At 33.0% G+C, this 18,728-nt stretch carries 14 protein-coding genes; 1 reads left to right on the forward strand and 13 read right to left on the reverse strand.

Annotated features, from left to right (window positions below):
• Positions 1 to 65: 65 nt before the first annotated feature.
• The 5 genes from PWK10_RS13995 to PWK10_RS14015 form a co-directional block, all read right to left on the reverse strand.
• On the reverse strand, positions 66 to 497 hold the full coding sequence (locus PWK10_RS13995) for a type II secretion system protein (RefSeq protein WP_274766457.1): 432 nt from the start codon (positions 495 to 497) through the stop codon (positions 66 to 68).
• Positions 498 to 734: 237 nt separating this feature from the next.
• Positions 735 to 1,526 carry a hypothetical protein gene (locus PWK10_RS14000; RefSeq protein WP_274766458.1) on the reverse strand — a complete coding sequence of 264 codons (792 nt, stop codon included), beginning with the start codon at positions 1,524 to 1,526 and terminating at the stop codon, positions 735 to 737.
• Positions 1,527 to 1,663: 137 nt separating this feature from the next.
• On the reverse strand, positions 1,664 to 2,830 hold the full coding sequence (locus tag PWK10_RS14005; RefSeq protein ID WP_342455804.1) for an Ig-like domain-containing protein: 1,167 nt from the start codon (positions 2,828 to 2,830) through the stop codon (positions 1,664 to 1,666).
• Positions 2,831 to 2,889: 59 nt separating this feature from the next.
• Complete coding sequence (locus tag PWK10_RS14010) at positions 2,890 to 3,579, reverse strand: DUF5050 domain-containing protein (protein ID WP_274766459.1); 690 nt, start codon at positions 3,577 to 3,579, stop codon at positions 2,890 to 2,892.
• A 29-nt stretch (positions 3,580 to 3,608) separates the two neighbouring features.
• Positions 3,609 to 4,445: a hypothetical protein gene (locus PWK10_RS14015; RefSeq protein ID WP_274766460.1), complete on the reverse strand. Its 837-nt coding sequence runs from the start codon at positions 4,443 to 4,445 to the stop codon at positions 3,609 to 3,611.
• A 95-nt stretch (positions 4,446 to 4,540) separates the two neighbouring features.
• Here PWK10_RS14015 and PWK10_RS14020 point away from each other — a divergent pair, with 95 nt between their 5' ends.
• Positions 4,541 to 4,948 (forward strand): Ig-like domain-containing protein, encoded by a 408-nt coding sequence (locus PWK10_RS14020; protein WP_274766461.1) that lies wholly within the window; start codon positions 4,541 to 4,543, stop codon positions 4,946 to 4,948.
• Between the two features lie 232 nt (positions 4,949 to 5,180).
• Here the strand turns inward: PWK10_RS14020 and PWK10_RS14025 are convergent, their stop codons facing one another.
• The 8 genes from PWK10_RS14025 to PWK10_RS14060 form a co-directional block, all read right to left on the reverse strand.
• Positions 5,181 to 5,816 carry a D-glucuronyl C5-epimerase family protein gene (locus PWK10_RS14025; RefSeq protein ID WP_274766462.1) on the reverse strand — a complete coding sequence of 212 codons (636 nt, stop codon included), beginning with the start codon at positions 5,814 to 5,816 and terminating at the stop codon, positions 5,181 to 5,183.
• 50 nt (positions 5,817 to 5,866) lie between these two features.
• The gene (locus PWK10_RS14030; protein WP_274768294.1) at positions 5,867 to 6,325 is read right to left on the reverse strand and encodes an Ig-like domain-containing protein; all 459 of its coding nucleotides are present in this window, start codon (positions 6,323 to 6,325) and stop codon (positions 5,867 to 5,869) included.
• Entirely contained in the window at positions 6,304 to 6,495 is a 192-nt protein-coding gene (locus tag PWK10_RS14035) for a hypothetical protein (RefSeq protein ID WP_274766463.1), read from the reverse strand. The genes PWK10_RS14030 and PWK10_RS14035 overlap by 22 nt, the downstream gene beginning before the upstream one ends.
• Before the next feature lie 138 nt (positions 6,496 to 6,633).
• Positions 6,634 to 9,480 (reverse strand): CARDB domain-containing protein, encoded by a 2,847-nt coding sequence (locus tag PWK10_RS14040; protein ID WP_274766464.1) that lies wholly within the window; start codon positions 9,478 to 9,480, stop codon positions 6,634 to 6,636.
• Positions 9,481 to 9,620: 140 nt separating this feature from the next.
• Positions 9,621 to 10,976: a lamin tail domain-containing protein gene (locus PWK10_RS14045; RefSeq protein ID WP_274766465.1), complete on the reverse strand. Its 1,356-nt coding sequence runs from the start codon at positions 10,974 to 10,976 to the stop codon at positions 9,621 to 9,623.
• A 124-nt stretch (positions 10,977 to 11,100) separates the two neighbouring features.
• Entirely contained in the window at positions 11,101 to 11,898 is a 798-nt protein-coding gene (locus PWK10_RS14050; RefSeq protein ID WP_274766466.1) for an Ig-like domain-containing protein, read from the reverse strand.
• A gap of 380 nt (positions 11,899 to 12,278) precedes the next feature.
• The gene (locus tag PWK10_RS14055) at positions 12,279 to 13,025 is read right to left on the reverse strand and encodes a hypothetical protein (protein ID WP_274766467.1); all 747 of its coding nucleotides are present in this window, start codon (positions 13,023 to 13,025) and stop codon (positions 12,279 to 12,281) included.
• Positions 13,026 to 13,278: 253 nt separating this feature from the next.
• Positions 13,279 to 18,588 carry a S8 family serine peptidase gene (locus PWK10_RS14060; protein ID WP_274766468.1) on the reverse strand — a complete coding sequence of 1,770 codons (5,310 nt, stop codon included), beginning with the start codon at positions 18,586 to 18,588 and terminating at the stop codon, positions 13,279 to 13,281.
• Positions 18,589 to 18,728: the final 140 nt, after the last annotated feature.

An 18,728-nucleotide genomic window follows, 5' to 3' on the forward strand; every position in this document is an offset into this window, starting at 1 on the left:
AAAACACAAAAAATTGTCCCCCACTTTAAAAATGGGAGGATTTAGTAAAGATCTATGACTAGATTTTATTTGTATGCAGGATCAAGGGTTGGGTAAAGCCTAAATGCTAAATCCATTCCATCAGTTCCTGGTTTACCTGCCCCTATCTCTAATTTATTATTTGCAGAATCATAAATATAACAAAACACATAATTTGAATTCATTTTGGGCTTTAAAGTGCTAAAATTTTCAATGAATTTGCTCAAGGACAAATTACTTCCAGATGGGAAAAAGTTTGCGTCATTTAGCTCTTTCCACTCTGTTGTCTCATTAAAAGTTATCCCTTCAAGCATCATCTCCTGTATCGTCGCTGCTATTGTATTTGCAGTTACCACATCCGCCATAGCCTTTGACTTTTTCATCGCCTTTGTAATCTGAGGAGTTACAATACCAACTAAAAGGGCGATGATAGAAATGACAATAATCATCTCAAGTAATGTAAAACCCTTCTTTTTCATCCTATTCCTCCTTTTAAGTATTAATTTAAATTTATAAAAGGTTTAAATATATAAAAATATATATATTTAAAATGAAATCACTTTAAATTTACTCCTCACTCCCTTCAATCTATTTTCAACTTGATTTTTTCCAATTTTTGCTTGTTTTAAACATGGATTTCAAAAATTTTTGTAAAGTTAATCAAAAAAATAGCACAGCGCATCCTAAAATGCACTGTGCTAAACATACGTTACATACTACTGATTGCTTATCTCAAGTTCATATTCAAAATCTTCTTTATAACCGTTCTTAAAGTTAATTACTGTTACTTTTATTCTATATTTTTCAACTGTTCTGTTGTTTCTATAATTTATTCTTTCACCTTGCTTTATACTTGACCAAGTATTGTCGTCTATAAACCTATATTTTACATAGAAACCATACTGAGCATCTGGATCGCTTATTGTTGTATCATTTTCATCGTCAAGCCATTCAAAACCTGTTATGCTTCTACCTTCTACCCCAAAGGAATACAAATCTGTATATCCTACAAAGGAGTATGTTGCATCTCCATAAGGATAAACCAATCCTTCAATAACATCTAAACCTATTTTTCTTAAATATCCATCATATAGATAAACCTTATAAACCTTTGAAGTATCTATGGCAAATCTAATTTCCTTTGATGCTGTAAATGTAGAAGGTTTCATAGCATAATTTTCATATCTTATACTTACCTCATATTCACCTTCAACGTTTGCTACTTCTTCTCCTTCCCATACTCCATTGTTTAAGACAAAGTTATATGTCTTTGGATTTCCATACTGACCACTTATCTTATCCTTTAATCTTATTGTTCCAACAACAGAAACAGTTGAATCAGTAAATGGAACCATAACCTTAACCTTATATCCTGTTGTTACTCCATTTATAGTCTTTCCTATTACACCTGCAAGATATGGTTCTGGTGGTGCAATATTTTCACCAAATAGTCTAAACTTAATCGTTTGTTTTGCAATTTCAGTTCCACCTTGAGTTAAGGTTACCACTAATTTATATTCACCTGTATTGTTTGAATCCTTCTGAATTGTTGATTCAATAGCCGAATTATCAACACTTCCAGCTGAAACCTGAGTTGCACCCTTTGTTAAAACATAGCTTGCATTTATACCGCTTGGAACATCTTTTATATCAACGTAATATCGGCATTGCCTATATATCTTGCAGTTAATGTGCCAGTTATATCATCGATTATGAAAGTCGTATAATCCTTACTATCAAGTATAACTTCTCCTCCTGCCTTTATAACCACCTGTGGCATTGGAACAAGGGCAACATATGCAATTTGTCCTGGCATTTTATTGGACATAGCCTTGTATCTTGCAAGGATATATGTTTTTCCAGTAAGCATGCTTGCTTGGCTTAACATCTCATCGCTTGACATCCAATCTATTCCATTTAGTGAGCATTCAATAAAGCTACTAAATCCTACAAATCTTCCGGATGTAAAATCGTATGATACATTTGGTTTTGCTTGGGCTATCATAATATATGGTTTTGATGGATCAAGGTAGCCCTTATTTGTGTCATAGTATGCAAGTTTTAGTAATTTATCCGTCGCATAGCCTTCAAATACACTTCTGTCTATTTCAAAGGAGAATAAACCGCTTCCTTCTGGTGTTGCTGTTATTGGTGATGCAGTATAATCCTTAACAACGGAATTGTCTGCATTGTATAGTCTATAACCTATTTTATCATTTATTCCCTTATATGTTACCTTATAAACCTTCTTATTGTTATATTCCATATATTCAACCTTAACTACAACCGGTGCCTCAGAGCTGTATGCAACGTCCGTAAATTTACTTAACGCCCTTCCTGCTCTTTTAACTGCAACTTTAATTACTCCACCCTCTTGATTTAGGTCTATCTTTGATATAACTGCCTGTCCTGTTTTGTCTGCCTTTGCCTTTCCAAGAGGCTTTGTCATATCATTTTCATCGTATACATAAACTTCATCTCCTAAAGCAAGTCCCTTTATAACTATACTATCTGCTTTACTTCCTTCATTGTTAGTTACAACAACATTGTTCATATTAACTGGTGCAGAATACATAACAGCTTTACCACTTACTTTAGTTCCGTATCCTACAACCTTTCCACTGAAGGTATATACTCCATCCTTTACACTATATTTTGACATATCCCAATTAACTAAAAGTTCCCTTATATCTCCATCGCTCATAATAGCAGTAACCTTATCGGGCAGCTCTATATTCTTAAGGTCAGTAATTTCAACGGGATCTAAATCATCAATTTTTACAATCTTATCGGAATACTTAATCTTTGCTATTGCCTCTGGCTTTGTTCCTTCAGGTGAGCCTAACTTATATCTATAAAGTTTTCCTGATTTTAAATAAAATACGTAATCCCCGCTATGTTTATTGCCGTTGCTAAGTCATCTATTATCTTTGTTCCACTTGATACACCCAGCTTATATATCTTTCTTCCATCTACATAGCTTGAATAGAATATGTCATTATTGGTTACTGCATTTATTACGCTCAATTTATCTTCAACACTTTTTGTAATAGTTCCACCCTTAGTTTTCACCTGAACCTCACTTGTAAAGTAAACCGGTGAAACTCTATTATATGATATAGTTTTATAAAGTTTTCCATCAAGCCCTGTTGCATAAACTATTCCATCATTTGTTAAGCTTAAATATCTTACCCCTGGACTTGTTTGGGAGGAAACCGTTAAAAACTTTGTTCTATTGTTTCCGTTTAAATCGATGGAATAAAGTCTTCTTGCATCTGAGGTATTGCTATAATAAATCTTATTTCTATCCCCATCAACTACTATATATGCAGCTGAATCATAGGTAAGCCTTTGTCCAGGATAACTTGCATTTGTGTTGAATTTGCTAAGTTTATATATCCTGTTTTTATCCTTGCTATTTGAATAATATATATAATCCCCCACCACATTTACATATGAAGACATAACATCATTTATCTTCTTTCTTCCCGTTCCATCTACATTTACTTTGTATATCTTTCCGCCATCAGATATATTACTGTAATAAATCCAATCATCCACAACATTTATATATCTTGCATTATCCTCAACTATTGGATACTCCTCAACTCCATATATATTCTTTTATAAATCTTTCCTCCATCTGCTAAATTAACATAATATAAAAATTCACCATCAGTTGCTGCAAGCCCAAGATTGCTTATATTCCCTGCAACCCTTGTTGGAATATTACCTAGAGAATAGGTTTTTAAGTTGATTAAAACAGGAAGCCCTGTAACGGAAGAAGAAACATCCTTTATCTCACCTTGTCCAACAAGATCCCCGCTTGCAGAATATAAATTTATATAAAAATCATCCCTGTTTGTTATTAATGTAAAGGACTCATTAGTAGCTCTTTTAACTGAAGGATCTATTGTTGAACTATCTGATACAACAAAATAATAGCTGTTTGGAACACCAACTATCTCTTTGATTACAACGCTGACAAGATTGTATCCCGAACCTGCTGCACTAAAGGATGTGTTTATTGTTATATATCCATATTTTGTGCTTCCAGGTTTATACTCTCTAAATATCCCACTTCCATCTGCAATATAGACCTTCCCTTGATCATCTGGACTATCTGAATAAAGGGTTAGTTTTCTTCCACATATAAGCATTATTTGTTCTTCAGTTGCAGCCCTTCCATCCTTATCTGTTATATTGCCTTGTGCATCTATTGAAAATATCTTGTTTTCATTTCCCTGAAGGCTTTGAAATTGATTTACCTCTTGAGGAAATTTGCTCACATAGGAACTTGTATATATTCTGTCGGCTATTATTATGCTATTTTTAGGCAAATTAACTGCTTTTGCAGCAAAGGCCATCTTAGGCAGCATCTCTATTAACATAATAACTGTTAAAATAAAAGCTACAAATCGCCTCATGACAACACCCCCTATGTTAGTTATCGGATAATTTTAAAAAAATTTACACTTTATTTATAATAAAATTTAAGCTAAAATTAAACTGAGGTGGTTTTATGAAAAAAGTTCTGCTCTTTCTTCTGTTTTTCTTGTTGTCCACAGATGTTTTTGCCTTTAATAAAATAATGACAAATATCTCACCTTACAAAACCTTTAATATAAAATTTAATCAAAAGCTTGACCCTAAAAACGATCTTTCAAATTCAATCAAAGTGGTTGACTCTAAAGGAAATAAAATCAACGTTGATGTTAAAATGGGCAGCAATCAAAAGTCATTACTTATAAATCCTCCAGATGGCGGCTACACTTATGGAGAAACATATTATCTAACCGTTGAAAACTTAAAATCATCTTTAGGTAAAACTTTAAAAAATCCCTATAGCTTAAAATTTACAATATCTGATTTAATTATAACAGGGACATACGATGTAACTGTTGGAGGATTTACCGCATATAAAAAATAACTATAAATGGATTAAAAAACTATAATGGAAGTGTAAAATACAAATACGATGTAGATACTAAGTTCTATAAAATAGGCGAAACTGCAAGCCTTATAATTCCAAAGGAAACTGTTATCGTATATTTTTATGATGAAAAGAACAACCTTTTAGGAAAAGCAACATTAAACGTTGGAAAAAGTGCAACATCCAAAAGTTTTGTCATAACAAAATAGGCATCCTACGATGCCTATTTTCATTCTATATCAATCACTTCAAAGTCATCTAGGTATTCATCAATACTATCAACATCCAAAATTGAGCAGAGGGCTCTTATTTGTGCATCATGAATTGATTTATAAAACTTATCCGTCGTCCCATAGAACTTTGGCATCAAGTATCTTAATGTTTCAACTCCTTCATAAAACATTTCCTTTGCAGAATCATCATATTCTGAAATATCATACAGCCCAAATAAAACAAACATAAAGCTGCTAAAGGTATATTTAGTTCTTGTATTAAACATATCGAACATCGGAAAACCATTTAAGCTTTCCTTTAACTCTCCCCTTAACGGTGCTAGGGCAAGCTTTGCAGCATTCAAATATTTTTCATCCTGAGTTTCATTATACATTCTAACTAGAAGAGATATACCTAACCCCTGCGTTAGAGAAGATGCCCAGCCTCTTTTCATTGATATATTTGATTCCTTGTAGTCAAAATCGTTTACCCAAAGACCATTATCATTTATATTATTAGCCAAAAATTCTGCTGCATTCTTTGCCCTTTTTAGATATTCACCATTTTGGCTTCTTTTATAATAGCTATAGTTTTGAAGCCCCCACTCTGCTATTAAAAGAGGATTATATTTATATCCATTATAATTTACCATAGGGATATTATTCTCATCAAACTTTATCCCACTTACTCTACTTATATTCTTTATATCTGCAAAAAAAGATATTCGCCATTGGTTTTATATGAATAATTTTTTACAATATTCTTTCCATCATCAAATATATAACTAAAATAACTCGTAAAATTGCTGGCATTATTCTTATCGTTTTCTGCAAGCTTTATTTCCTCCGTTCTAAATCTTAAAACAAAGGCTTTACTTGAATTGCCTGCAAAATCTTTAAATGAACCACTTGGAAGGCTTAAAACATAGTTTGTCCCAAAAGATAACGAATTATTAGGCCTTATCGTTGCCTTATTGCCGCTTAACTTTATACTAAACCCTACCCTTTTCCCATTGCCAATTAGTGATATGCTCTTTAAATTATTTAGTTTTACACCTTCATTAAAATTCAATGTAATGCTACTTCCAACTTTAACATTTTGAAGGCCATTCTTAGGATTAGAACTTACAACATAGGGTGCTACCTTGTCCTTTTTACGTATGAAACCTTCTTGTTTTTAGAAACTTTAGAACCGTCCCCTAATAAATCATATATGGAAATAGTTTTAACATTTTCAGGATAAGCATATTTTAATATATATTCCCTTCCGGCATATGTAATTGTATTAAAAGCCAGGATCATTAACAAAATCAAAGCTAAAACCCTTTTCACAAAAACGCCCCTAAGTAGTGGTATATATATTATATCGGATTTTCGTTAAATAAATAAAGTTTTCTTGTTATAATTTAGTATTCTAAGATCTCTCTAAATATCAAAACAGGCCCAAAGGCCTGTTTTGATTATATCTAATTATTCAGCTATTTCATACACATTAGATAAAGGCATCATATTTTCAATGCTGTCCCAAACAAAATATCTTATTCTAAGATTTCTTTGATTTGCAGGAATTTTCATCATAACTGTTAATATAGCATCTTTATTTGATTCAACACTCTGCTTTGCTGCACCGTAAATTATAAACCTGTTATCATCATCATATAATGCTACAATCAATGTTGCATCTTTTGTATTTTTAGTTCTATTTATTGCTTTTATGGTCACTTTAATATCTTGGCCTTGTATTACCTTTTCTGGTTTCTCTATCGATATTATTTCAAAGCTCTCATTTTCAGGCATTTCTATTAATACTATCTCTGCCGTATTTCTTACCCTTATTCTGTGTCCCTCTGCATCCTCTGATGCTAATCCTACAGCGCTTATCTTGCTTCCAATTTTAATCCTCTCATCCCATTTTCCTGCTTCGCTTCCTACATCTCCTGCAATATATCCTTCTACATATACCCTTGCTTCTCCTGAACCATCATCTAAGAATATATTTTGTCCTACTATTCTTGTAACTGCTCCTTCTACCTTCACAAGCCATCCTTCGTTTTCCTCGAGCATAGCCTCCCTAGTTGACATTAACTTAGGTTCAACATTTACTGTATTAGGATCTATTATTTCTATATCCTTCAATTCATTTGAAATTTGAAGTTCTGTATCTCCCATATATTGATCAACTTTTCCAGTAACTCTAACCTTTACCCCAAGAGGTATTTGCCTTGTTGAAACTCCAAATACAGTTATTCCTCCCGTTTCGTCTTGAACATATATAACATCAAAGAAGGAGTGTCTATTGCCCATCGAAGCCGATTCTGCTGTTACATAGCCTTCTACAGTAAATATCTTTCCTAAATTGTCTGGAATATTATCATTATTTATGTCTTTTCTTACTTCTAATATAGGTGTAATTACTTTCTCACCAGCAAGAATCCAATCCAAAATATTTTCAGTTATTGGAACATTAGCATATTGATTATCTCCGGTCATTTCAAAATCAGAGAAAAAGGTTGAACCTGCAACTATCAACTTTGCACCTGAGTTTAGTTTTTCTACTGCAAGAACATAAACCTCTCCCTTTTGAACTGGTTTTGCATCGTTTTGTTTGTCTGAATCCAAAATCTCTGTCGTGTCATGACCCTTTACAACAAAATCAACATTTGTTAGGTCAGCGTTATCCTTTGGTATTACTGAACATCCACTAAAGAAGCTATAAAGCTGATCTTGGGATACATTCTTTGTTAAATTAAACTTATCTGATACATACCTATTAAATAACAACCTGTAGTTTTGGCCATTGTTGTTTACATTGTCTATTACTTCATCATCATTAAATCTCAAGTTAGAGCCTATTGCCTCAAGGACTCTATTGCCCTGGTTCGCATTTTGATAAGATGGGTCAGTAACTCCTATGTCATTATAGTCTGCCCTTGATGTAATAATTACTGATCCTCCATTTTGAACAAATCTTTTAATAACCTCTATCTCTGCATCCGTATAATTTGACTTGTAAAGATTATAACTTGCGTTATCCTTGCTTTGAGGATCTGTCAATACTAATAACCTAACTCCTTCTAAGTCATAATCAGTTAATCCATCATAATCTTCGTAAACTATTACCTTTCTATCCTCTAACATAGACTTAAACTTCGTAACTTTTCCTTTGTAATCTCCACTTACATATTGATTATAATGTCCTGCATCGATTACTACCTTTACAGCATTTTCTGGTGCAATAAACTCAACTACAGTGCTAGATGTGAATGTTTTATCTACTCCTCCATAATTTATCGTGGCTTTTGCATAAATTGTGTATTTGCCTTCCTGGCTAGATGTCCAATTGATGCTTGCTAATCCTATTGAGCCAGCATTTAAATTTGTAATAATCCTTTCATCAATTTTATTTTCTTCCTTTATCTCATCCCTATAAAATTCAACTTTAACATTTGAAATTGGTGTAGATGAATTATTGTAAACTACCGCATCAATTGTCACAGGCTTATTAGTTTCAGCAAGTTTTAAATTTGATTTAACTGATGATAAACCAACAGGAACAACATCTGAAGTCCAAACCGGTGCCGTCACAGCAATATCTAAATCCTCTTGATCTACTCTAACATAGTAATAGCTGTATTCTGGATTTAAAGCAAAATTCCACTCTGCAGTGTTTGAATCAAAATATTTTGATGTAACTACTATTCCTCCGTTCGCTATAATTGATACCTTGCCAATTTTATCATTTAAATCAGGGTCCTGAATGCTAATGTTAAAATTTAGCTTATCGGGATTGTTTAAAATTGTCCCCATATATTTATTATTTACCTTATAAACTATCCTTAAATTATTGTCTTCCGTTGCATAAACGCGCATATTTCTAAAGGCATCATAGATATCATCCCTTGTTAAATTCTTTGCTAGAGCTACTGTTCTTGCTGTATTAGCTAATATCCAATTTCCTTTATGGTTATCCTGATTGTTTGTAGGTGCAAGATGCCACCCCTTATCAAGGGCTCTTGTATAGAATTCATAGCTTGGGAAATAACCGCTTGATCTTACTGCTCCTTCCCCGTTTCCGACTTCAATCAAGGTTATTAATTTATCTATATCCGGATCATAATATCCAAAATCTGCAAAATCACCATAAGTTGGGCCAGGATGATTAAATTGAGATATAGATTGAGGAACCTTTTTAAGTTCATCGTAATACATCTTAAGGTCAACTGCCTTGTTGTTTATTCTGCTGTTTCTTGATAAAAATCCTGGAGTATTAAAGGTGTTAATATGTCCCCAACCACCTGTCGAACCGCTCCAGGTCATTTCATATGCAGCTATTGCTACAAATTTTCCATCCTCATTATACTGGTCTGCTATTTGATGGAGCTGTCTCCATTCACTGCTTGCTGAACCATCAAGTATAGTAGCTTGCGTATCATTATCAAATGAATTAGAGTGATCAGTTATTGCAAAAAGTCTGCCTTTGCAACATTTTTGGCATAATCATATGCCTCTTCTGGAGTGCCTAACCCGTCTGAATAGTTCGTATGGGCATGAATTTGACCGAAGTATAAATTATAGGTTTCTTGACCAATATAAAAATTCCAAGTAAAATCAGAAGCATTTTTTAAAGAAGACAAATCCCTTATAAATATTCTTACTACATGTTCTCCTTCAGCTAAATCTTCAACTGGATTATATTCTAATTTAACAAATTTTTTAGGCTCAACGTCCTCATAGGTTAAATTTGCCTTGTCAGTAACATCTGCGTTATCTAAATATATTTTTAAAGTAGTTAAATCTAATCCACTGCTATCCTCAATTGTTGCGCTTATTTGTGGCCTTTTATTTTCAATCCACTCACCACTTTGCGGTGATATAATAGATACCTTAGGCTGAACATTATCAACTTCTTTAATAACTACCTTTAAAGGATTATTTATATCGCTTGGATAAGTTACAGTATTTCTTCCGTCACTTGCCTCTATATAATACTCAATACCTTGCGTTGAAAGTTCTGATTTTGGAATAACAGCAGTGTATAAATCATTATTCTTTTGCATGGTTATACTCTTATATGCAGTTTCTCCAACTTTTCTGTAGTATACCTTTGCACTTAATATTTGAATATCATCTGTAATATTCGCACTTATTATTAGGTCATTCGTGTTATCCGCCTCTGTAATAGGTGTGTGTGTAATTGTTGGTGCCTGTGTATCTGAATTTTGATCTAATGGAACTTGGTTTGGAGAAACAACGCCTGGTGTCGGTTGTTGTTTTTGTCCAAATAAAATCATGTCAATGCCTGTTTCTGGATATTTATATGTTGTGCTGAGTTTTATATCAAAATCTCCGGAATTATATGTTGCCCTACATACTTCTTCACCTGTATCCTTTGCAAGAACAATTGTTTTTGGTGGAGTATTGCTTATTCCTGATGTTATCTTAAAGTTTACAAATTGATCTTCTGTTAAATTTGTTCCGTAAAACGCATTAAATGCTGATAAGGTAGTTGTATTCGTAGCACAGATTACTAGAACCCCTTTAGGCTGGATAATTTTTGACACATCGATGTCAGAAGAAGGGTAAGTAAACTTATAATCCCTAATGTCGATTGGAGCATTGGAGTTGTTGTATACCTCTATGAATTCATAATAGTCTGTTCCTGAAACGGCCCTTACCATAATCTCTGTGATTAAAAGCTCTGGACCTGTTTGGGCAAAGACTTTATTCTTGAAAGCAAGATTGAAATTTGATAATACTAAAAGCATTACCATAAAAAGCGAAATTATATTTTTATGTGTTTTTCTAAAACTCATTTTCCCCCACCTTTCATGATTTTCAAAAATTGGAAAAAGATTAATTTTACAATTTAAAGGGAATAAAAAGGGTGGAATTTTTGCCACCCTTTTTATCTTTTATTTGTCGATATAATATAAAATTTTAATATTCAAATTCGATTGAAATAATATCAGAGTTTAATCCCTTTACATAAACAGTATATTTACCCTTATCTAACATTGTAGATACTTTACTGTAATTTTTACCTGCCTGAATCTGATCTATATATTTTATATTGCCATCCTGAAGAACTTTCATAGTAATAATATCGTTATCATAAGCACTTTTTACTAAGAAAGAAATTTTTCCTGATTCCTTCTTTACAATTAAAGATATGCCTGAATCTACAACCTTAATCTTTAGAGATTTTTTTACCTTTTGATCCAAAGTCTTTGCTGTAATTGTAGCCTCTCCGACTGCCTTTGCATTAACTTTACCATTTGAAACACTTATAACGTCAATATTATCAGAGTCCCATGTTATTCTTTTATCTGTAGCTGTTAATGGCTGAACAATACAGTTAAGATTTAATTCATCATTTTTATTTAAAACAACTCCTATCTCATCAAAATCAATTGATGAAACAGGTATTATAACAGGAGTGCCCCCTGTTGTCCCTCCAGTAGAACCACCTGATGAACCTCCTGTTGTTCCTCCTGTTGAACCACCGCTTGATTGATTATCCTCCTTGCTGTCTTTGTCTTTACTTGCTAATTGTCCCTCTCCACTTACTTTGACTTCATCCTTTTTACTTCCTTCTATCTTTTCTATTTTTGTTTCTTTATTTGTCAACACTTCACCTTTAGAAGAAGCAACTAAAGTTTTAACTTCTGCATTTACAAGTTCAACTTTAGATTCAGCCTTTATCTCTAATGTATCAACTTTTGCCTCTAATTTCACATTTTTGTTTGCACCAGTAATTTCGACTTTATTGATTTTTGCTTCTTTATCCGCCTTTATAGTTGCATTTGCCTCAATCTTTATAGCATCTTCTATGTTGCTATTTTTCTTTATTTCTAATGCTGAATCTTTAGATATAGTTAAATTCTTAATATTTGCTTCAAGTATAATATTTGATTTTGAATTTTCTGGAACTAATTTAATTTCTTTAATTAAGGAGTTTTCTGATGTTTTTATATAAGCACTACTTGTTACCTTTACTTCTGTATCAAAATTACCTCTAAATTCAACAATATTATCATCTATTGTGTTAACTTCAACACTCCCTATATTGGCATCCTTATTTTCAAATATTAATGCACTTTGAATAAAAACTTTATTTAAATTTGTTTTTGATCTGTCACAATTCTAACTTTATTTTCTGCTTCTACTTTAAGTGCATCAGCAAATACATTGTTTAAATATATACTTTCACTAGCTCCTGATAAAACCTCAATTTCTTTTGCTGAAATGTTATTTAAATAAGCTTTTCCATTTTTTCCCGGATCTAATACAAGTTTACCTTCAATTTTCACATTATTTAAAGTTACATTATCTCCTTTTACAAATAAATCATTAAAAACTACTGCATTATTATAAATAACATTATTTCCAGTTATATTTATATTTCCCTTAACAATTTGGAAATATTTTTCACTATTCGAACCATAATTCCCAGCCTTAGATATGTTCAAGTCTTTAACAAAAACCATAAATTGTTTATAAGCATAACCATCATATTTTGCCTTACTCTTTTCACCCTTTACATAGGCAAATACCCTATAATATCCATTGTCTAATTTTGGAAGTTTAACTGAATATTTTATATTGCTTTTTATGGGTTTTGAATATCCTTTCGTTAAATCGATCTTTTTCCCGGAAACTAAATCCACTAATAAGACATTATATATAACATTGCCTTTAACACCCGTAGTTGTTAAGTAAAGCGTAGGCGAAAATCCCTGGACATACTCCTGATTTAACCCTGTAATATTTACCTTAGTTTGTGCTGCAGCTGCACTTTTCAAAAATAAATTAGAAATTAAAAATGCAACCATTAGGAAAATGGGGAACAGCCTTCTTTTCATCCCAAAGCCTCCTTTTTAAATTATCAAATGATTGGAAGGAGACCTTCCAATCATTTGATTTTATATTCTAATACCTGTGATAGTGGGTTCATATCATTTTCATTATCCCATACAAATACCTTTAATGTGTAATCCTTGTATTCTGCCTTTGTTGACAAGTTAGCACCCATGTCTATTGTTTCATCTGGTTTTACATTATAGTTTCCAAATACAAGATGAACAAGTTTTCCGTTCTTATCATATACTCCTACTATTAATGTAACTGTCTTAATATTAACACCATTATTTTTGCTTTTACAATAACCTTTGCATCTTCTCCTGCTTTGAATTCTTTATCCTCTACAGTAAGCTGTATTGGAATGATGAACTTGATCTTGTAAACTGCTTCTGTTTCATCTTCTGCTATTACCTTAATTATAGCTTCACCTTCTATAGAATCTGCTTGCGTAATTTCAACTTTTGCTTTTTCGTCTGCAGCCTGAGCTGTTACTGTATAAGTCTTAAACGGATTTACTTCATAAACATATTCAAATTTTTCTGGGTTAAATCCTTCTAATGCTTCTCCATTAATGGATATAGAACTTAAGTTAGTATTATTTGATCTAGCATCAACTACAACGACTTTATATGATAATTCATAATCGTTGTTAAATATTAACTTAAATTCATTTTCTCCCTTTGTCATTTGTTTTAAGAATTCCTTCTTTAAAATTATTTGACCATTATCAACAACATAATCCTTGTCTTTTTCAAGTTGTAATTCACCATATTTAATATTTTGTAATTCAAATGTATTTTCATTTGGATATGCTATAGCAACTACAACATCCTCTGCTAAAGCCATATCAAAATACCCATCCTCAAGTATAACTGGCTTTTGAATATTCTTATAGGTTGTAATTTCTTTAACCGCTACATTTCCTGCATAGTCAACAACGCTTATTATAACCTTTCCTTCTCCATCTATAGCACTAACATTTATTGTATGCTCCTTAGCTGCGCCATCTCCAACTTCGCTTTCTACTGTATCAACTTGGTTTCCATTTACATATACTCTATATCCATAAACATTGTCTATTGCTTTAAACTTAAGTTCTAATGCATCCTCAACTAATACCCTATCCTTTGCTGGACTAATCATTTCAATAATCGGCTTTTGAGTGTCGCAGTAAACCTTATATACGTATTCATTCTTATTGCCTGCAAGGTCTTCTAATGTAAATGTTATTCTGTTTAGTCCTTCATTAAAGGTTAATACCTTTTCGAAGGCTCCTTCATTTAGTATAACATCGTCTCCATTTATCTTTAGATACTTTATTTCTTCAGTTACTGCTCCCATAATCCTTACAGTATTTGTATTATAAAGTGGAACATCCTTGAGGGCATTGCCAAACTCATCAACTGCTGTAACTGATGGTGCATCTTTGTCTACGACAACATCGATATGATCATTTACAACAACTTCTTCCTTCATAAATATATCAGGGAATATGCAGTTGTTACCTTTAAATAAACCTTTTACTTCATATTTTAATATATCATCTTGTAAACTAGCTAAGTCTTCAGAAGTAATTGTTTCTCCATTTATTATTATCTTTTCAATCTGATCTTTATCTAAAAGTTTAATATTTAATGTAACATCAGAAGAATTTGAAAGGATTAACCTATCAATTACAAAAGGTGATGCAACTACATCTACATATACTCTATTGTCTATGTCCTTTGCCTTTGCAAATACTTCAACTTGATTTACACCATATTTAGGTAAGGTGATTTCCTTTGCAAAGTTACCTTCATCGTCTACTGTAGCTACTTCATCATTAACTAAAACTGTAATCTTTTCCCCTTGTTTATAAATAACCTTTCCTGTAATCAATACAGTCTTTCCTGAAACAGGATATCCTCCATTAACTTGATTAACTATTATCGTAAGTCTTTCTATGACTTTAGTTAAAACTGCCTCTTTTGTTTCTATTTTACCAAGCTCATCAACTACTTTGATTTCAACCCTATTATCTCCTTCATTTAGTTTGACTGAATATACATGAACATTTTCTCTTAATTCATATCCTGTATAATTATCATCAAATAGCTGTCCGTTTACGTAAACCTTATATGGTGTTAGCTCCTTTACTTTAAATTCAAGATCATAATATTCTCTTGTATCGTTAACAACAACGTTTCCTTCCGCATTTGTTATTGTAACAACTGGCTTTGTTGTATCGATAACAAAGCTTGTTTCATTTTGTCCTATTACCTTTCCTGTTGCATCATAAGCATAAACCTTTAATGTGTAGTTTCCATCCTGCAACTCAACTGTATATTGTGTGCTAGTTTCTATTGACTTCTTTTCAACAACAGCTTGGCCTGTTAAATTGTCTATTACTTCAACCTCAAAATGATCAACTAAGTTGCTGATCATCTCATTTACTTCAAACTTAACTGTAGGGCTTGGATTGTTTGAAACAAAGTTTGGAACTTCAGTAAATCTTATAACATCGTTATCTATCTTTACTAAAGAGCCTGTTACATTTCCTACAAAGTCTATTGCATAAACTAAACAATCATTTTTAACTCCTGGTAATTCAAGTTGAACTTTAGTTTGACTTCCTTCTACAAACACAGGATTTTGATCAAATTCATTTCTAAATACAACATACTGGTATATTCCAACATTATCTTGGCTTCCTGTAAAGTCGAATTCAAACAAGTTACCATCTATCTTCTTTGCCTTTACGCTTAATGTTGGATAAGTATTATCTACTTTAAATGGAATCAAAAGCTCCTGCCACTTAGCATCCTTGTAGTCGACCTTAGCCATTGCCCTTAAGACATAATTTCCTTCCTTTGCTGGATAGAAGTTGCCCTTTCCATCATAGAACATTCCATCCCAGAGCCAGTTTGCGTAAATCTTTCTTGTTGAAGATGATGCATAGTTCTTTCTTATATTGATATCTGTTGCAACTTCCCTTAAAAGATTTTTATTTTCATCTAATATCTGGAGTTTAAATTCCTTTGCATTTCTTAAGAATGAAAGAACAGGAAGCAGACTTCTAAACATAGCATCTTCATTAGTTGATATTGAAATCTTTTCTGGGTCAATAATTGGGTATCCATAGTTATCTACTCCAACTTGCCCGAGATAATAACCTTCTCCATCGATTAGAGCAGCTTCACCATAATAAGTATCAGCTTCCCACATCGGTGAGTCTAATATTCTTGGCTCGTCCCACTTTCCATAGAATCCAACATAAGGAATTGTAAGGGTTGGGTTACTTGCACTCTCTAGGGTAATAAATCCTTCTACAAATATATTCTTTGATGTAGTTTCTGGAATTTGAACAGTAACTTCAATTTCCTTTGTCTCACCTGGGTCTACTGTGATTTCATTTTGGCTAAATGTTAATTCAGCACCTGTTAAAGGCATTGCATAAGGATAGATATATGGACCATATTTAAAATTTGTCATTACTCCATATTTATCGCTAACATTAAAGGTCAAAGCTTCAGTTCCAAAATTAGTTACTTTTATCTTAAATGTCTTATTACCTTCAAAGTCCTTAAGGGATATTACAGCCTTTCCATCTTCTCCAACAACATATGCCTTTGTGCTAAGAGCCTTATCTATTTGGATAAGCCCTGCACCCTGTTTTCTTGGAAGATATGGAAGCTTTGGTGTAGTTTTTGTTGATGGGTCTAAAAGCTGAATAGCTGAGTTTGTTAAAAGGATCTTTGCCCTTTCAACTAGTTCTCGTCCTGATAAATTCGGACTATTTTGCTTTAGATATTGAACAACCAATGCAACTGCACCTGATGCATGGGGAGCTGCCATTGAAGTTCCACTCATCATTTCATAAGAATTATCATTGACAGTTGAGTAAATTTGTCCTCCTGGTGCAGTAATATCTGGTTTGAATGTAAGGTCTGGTGCAAGTCCCCATGATGAGAAGTCAGACATTCTTCCAGCGTTTACATTTGGCGTGCTTGCAACCTTACCCTTAAATGAAACCTTTACTCCATTTTGAATAAGATTAAGTAGCTTTAATCCATCGCTTCTTTTTACAAATATTGCAGGAATAACTACTCTTGGGTCAGTTGCCATGTTTATATAAGTGTCTCCACCAGCTGCGCTGTTATAAACGATTACTCCAATAGCACCTCTTGCCTGTGCATTTAACTTCTTTTCTACAAATGATATTGCTCCTCTTTCTATTAAAGCTATTTTGCCCGTTAAATCAAGGTTTGCAACATCTGTAGCCATTCCAAGACCGCAGTAAACTAATTCATATTCTCCCTTTAAAACACCGTATGGGTCTACTTCAGAAGTTGTATAGCCTATTACACCCTGCTCTTCTCCTGCCTTGTAGTCCATTGCAGGAAGTGTTTGGATTGTATTTTCTGATGATGCAACCTGAAGTGTATCTGGGAAAAGCCCTGGGGAACCAACAAGACCAATATCTGGGTCCTGTGCATATGCCGGATAATTATATGTTGAATAGTATGAGTTTCCTGCTGAAACTACTACAACAACGCCTGCATCTGTAGCATTTTTAATTGCCCTTTGTTCTGGGTCATCAGGCATTATATATCCTGCAGTTGAACCTAAGCTCATGTTTATAACATCAGCACCATGTTTTACGGAATCATCTATTGCTGCTGCAATGTCATCGGTATATGCACCCCTAAGTTCTGGGTTATTTGAGAAAACCTTCATTGCAAGTAGCTGTGCTTCAGGTGCAACACCTTTAACGTCACCATTTGCAGCGACTATTCCACCAACGTGCATTCCATGCATGCTTGAGGTTGTATCAATAACTTCATCGTTTAAATCGGCAAAGTTATAACCATAAGGAACCTTATCAGTATAGAACTTTCCAGGACCACCTAATGATTCAACTAACTGCTTATTAAGTTTTGCCTTGCTTGGATCTGTAAGCTTCATATCCTTGTGCCTGTAATCTATTCCTGTATCAATGATTGAAACTACCATGCCTTCGCCTTTAAGGCCAAATTGTTGCCAAACTTGAGTTGCCTTTGTTATATCCCTTGCATAGTTTATATCTGGATAATAGATATTTGCAATTGTAACCTTTTTAACCCCTGGTATTTTCTTAAGCTCATCAATTTCCCCATAGCCAACTGTCATGCTAAATCCGTTAATAACATTCCTGTAAACATGTCTTATCTTACCATAGGCTTTTGCCTTTTCAATTACAGCAGCTTGGCTCTTTTCTACGTTCTTTTCAACCTTTGAAAGCTCCTTCATTGAAAGCTTTTGATTTTTAATTATTTCAACTGCTGAAGGATCTTTAAGCTCTACTATAACTCTAACAAGATCTTTATCGTCAATTTTATTTTCTGTTATATTATCATTGAATTCCCCGCCAAATTTCTGATAAAGTGCCCTTTGCTCATCAACATCCTTAACATTTACAAGGTTTTGCTTTACAAATTTCTTTACGTCGATATTTAGCTTCCCATTTTGTGCTTTTACATTAAAATTAAATAGGCTAAAAATAAGCAAGAAGGATAAAACATAGCTTAATAATCTTTTAAATCTCATGAAACCCCTCCCTTTATTTTGATTAAAGATGGATTTAATTTTAAACACCCCTTTATATTAAGTTAAAGCCATTTAGAGGAATCTAAATGGCATAACATCCTAATTTTAATTTAGTTAATTTTTCTATTGTTATGGTAACA

The organism is Caloramator sp. Dgby_cultured_2 (assembly GCF_028872215.1).
GTDB lineage: Bacteria > Bacillota > Clostridia > Clostridiales > Caloramatoraceae > Caloramator > Caloramator australicus.

Bases quoted from the DNA above. Each gene is read 5' to 3' on its own strand.
- PWK10_RS14055 (WP_274766467.1), bottom strand. From the start codon at position 13,025: ATGAAAAGAAGGCTGTTCCCCATTTTCCTAATGGTTGCATTTTTAATT.
- PWK10_RS14015 (WP_274766460.1), bottom strand. From the start codon at position 4,445: ATGAGGCGATTTGTAGCTTTTATTTTAACAGTTATTATGTTAATAGAG.
- PWK10_RS14060 (WP_274766468.1), bottom strand. From the start codon at position 18,588: ATGAGATTTAAAAGATTATTAAGCTATGTTTTATCCTTCTTGCTTATT.
- PWK10_RS14040 (WP_274766464.1), bottom strand. From the start codon at position 9,480: ATGACCTGGAGCGGTTCGACAGGTGGTTGGGGACATATTAACACCTTT.
- PWK10_RS13995 (WP_274766457.1), bottom strand. From the start codon at position 497: ATGAAAAAGAAGGGTTTTACATTACTTGAGATGATTATTGTCATTTCT.
- PWK10_RS14045 (WP_274766465.1), bottom strand. From the start codon at position 10,976: ATGAGTTTTAGAAAAACACATAAAAATATAATTTCGCTTTTTATGGTA.
- PWK10_RS14025 (WP_274766462.1), bottom strand. From the start codon at position 5,816: ATGGTAAATTATAATGGATATAAATATAATCCTCTTTTAATAGCAGAG.
- PWK10_RS14020 (WP_274766461.1), top strand. From the start codon at position 4,541: ATGAAAAAAGTTCTGCTCTTTCTTCTGTTTTTCTTGTTGTCCACAGAT.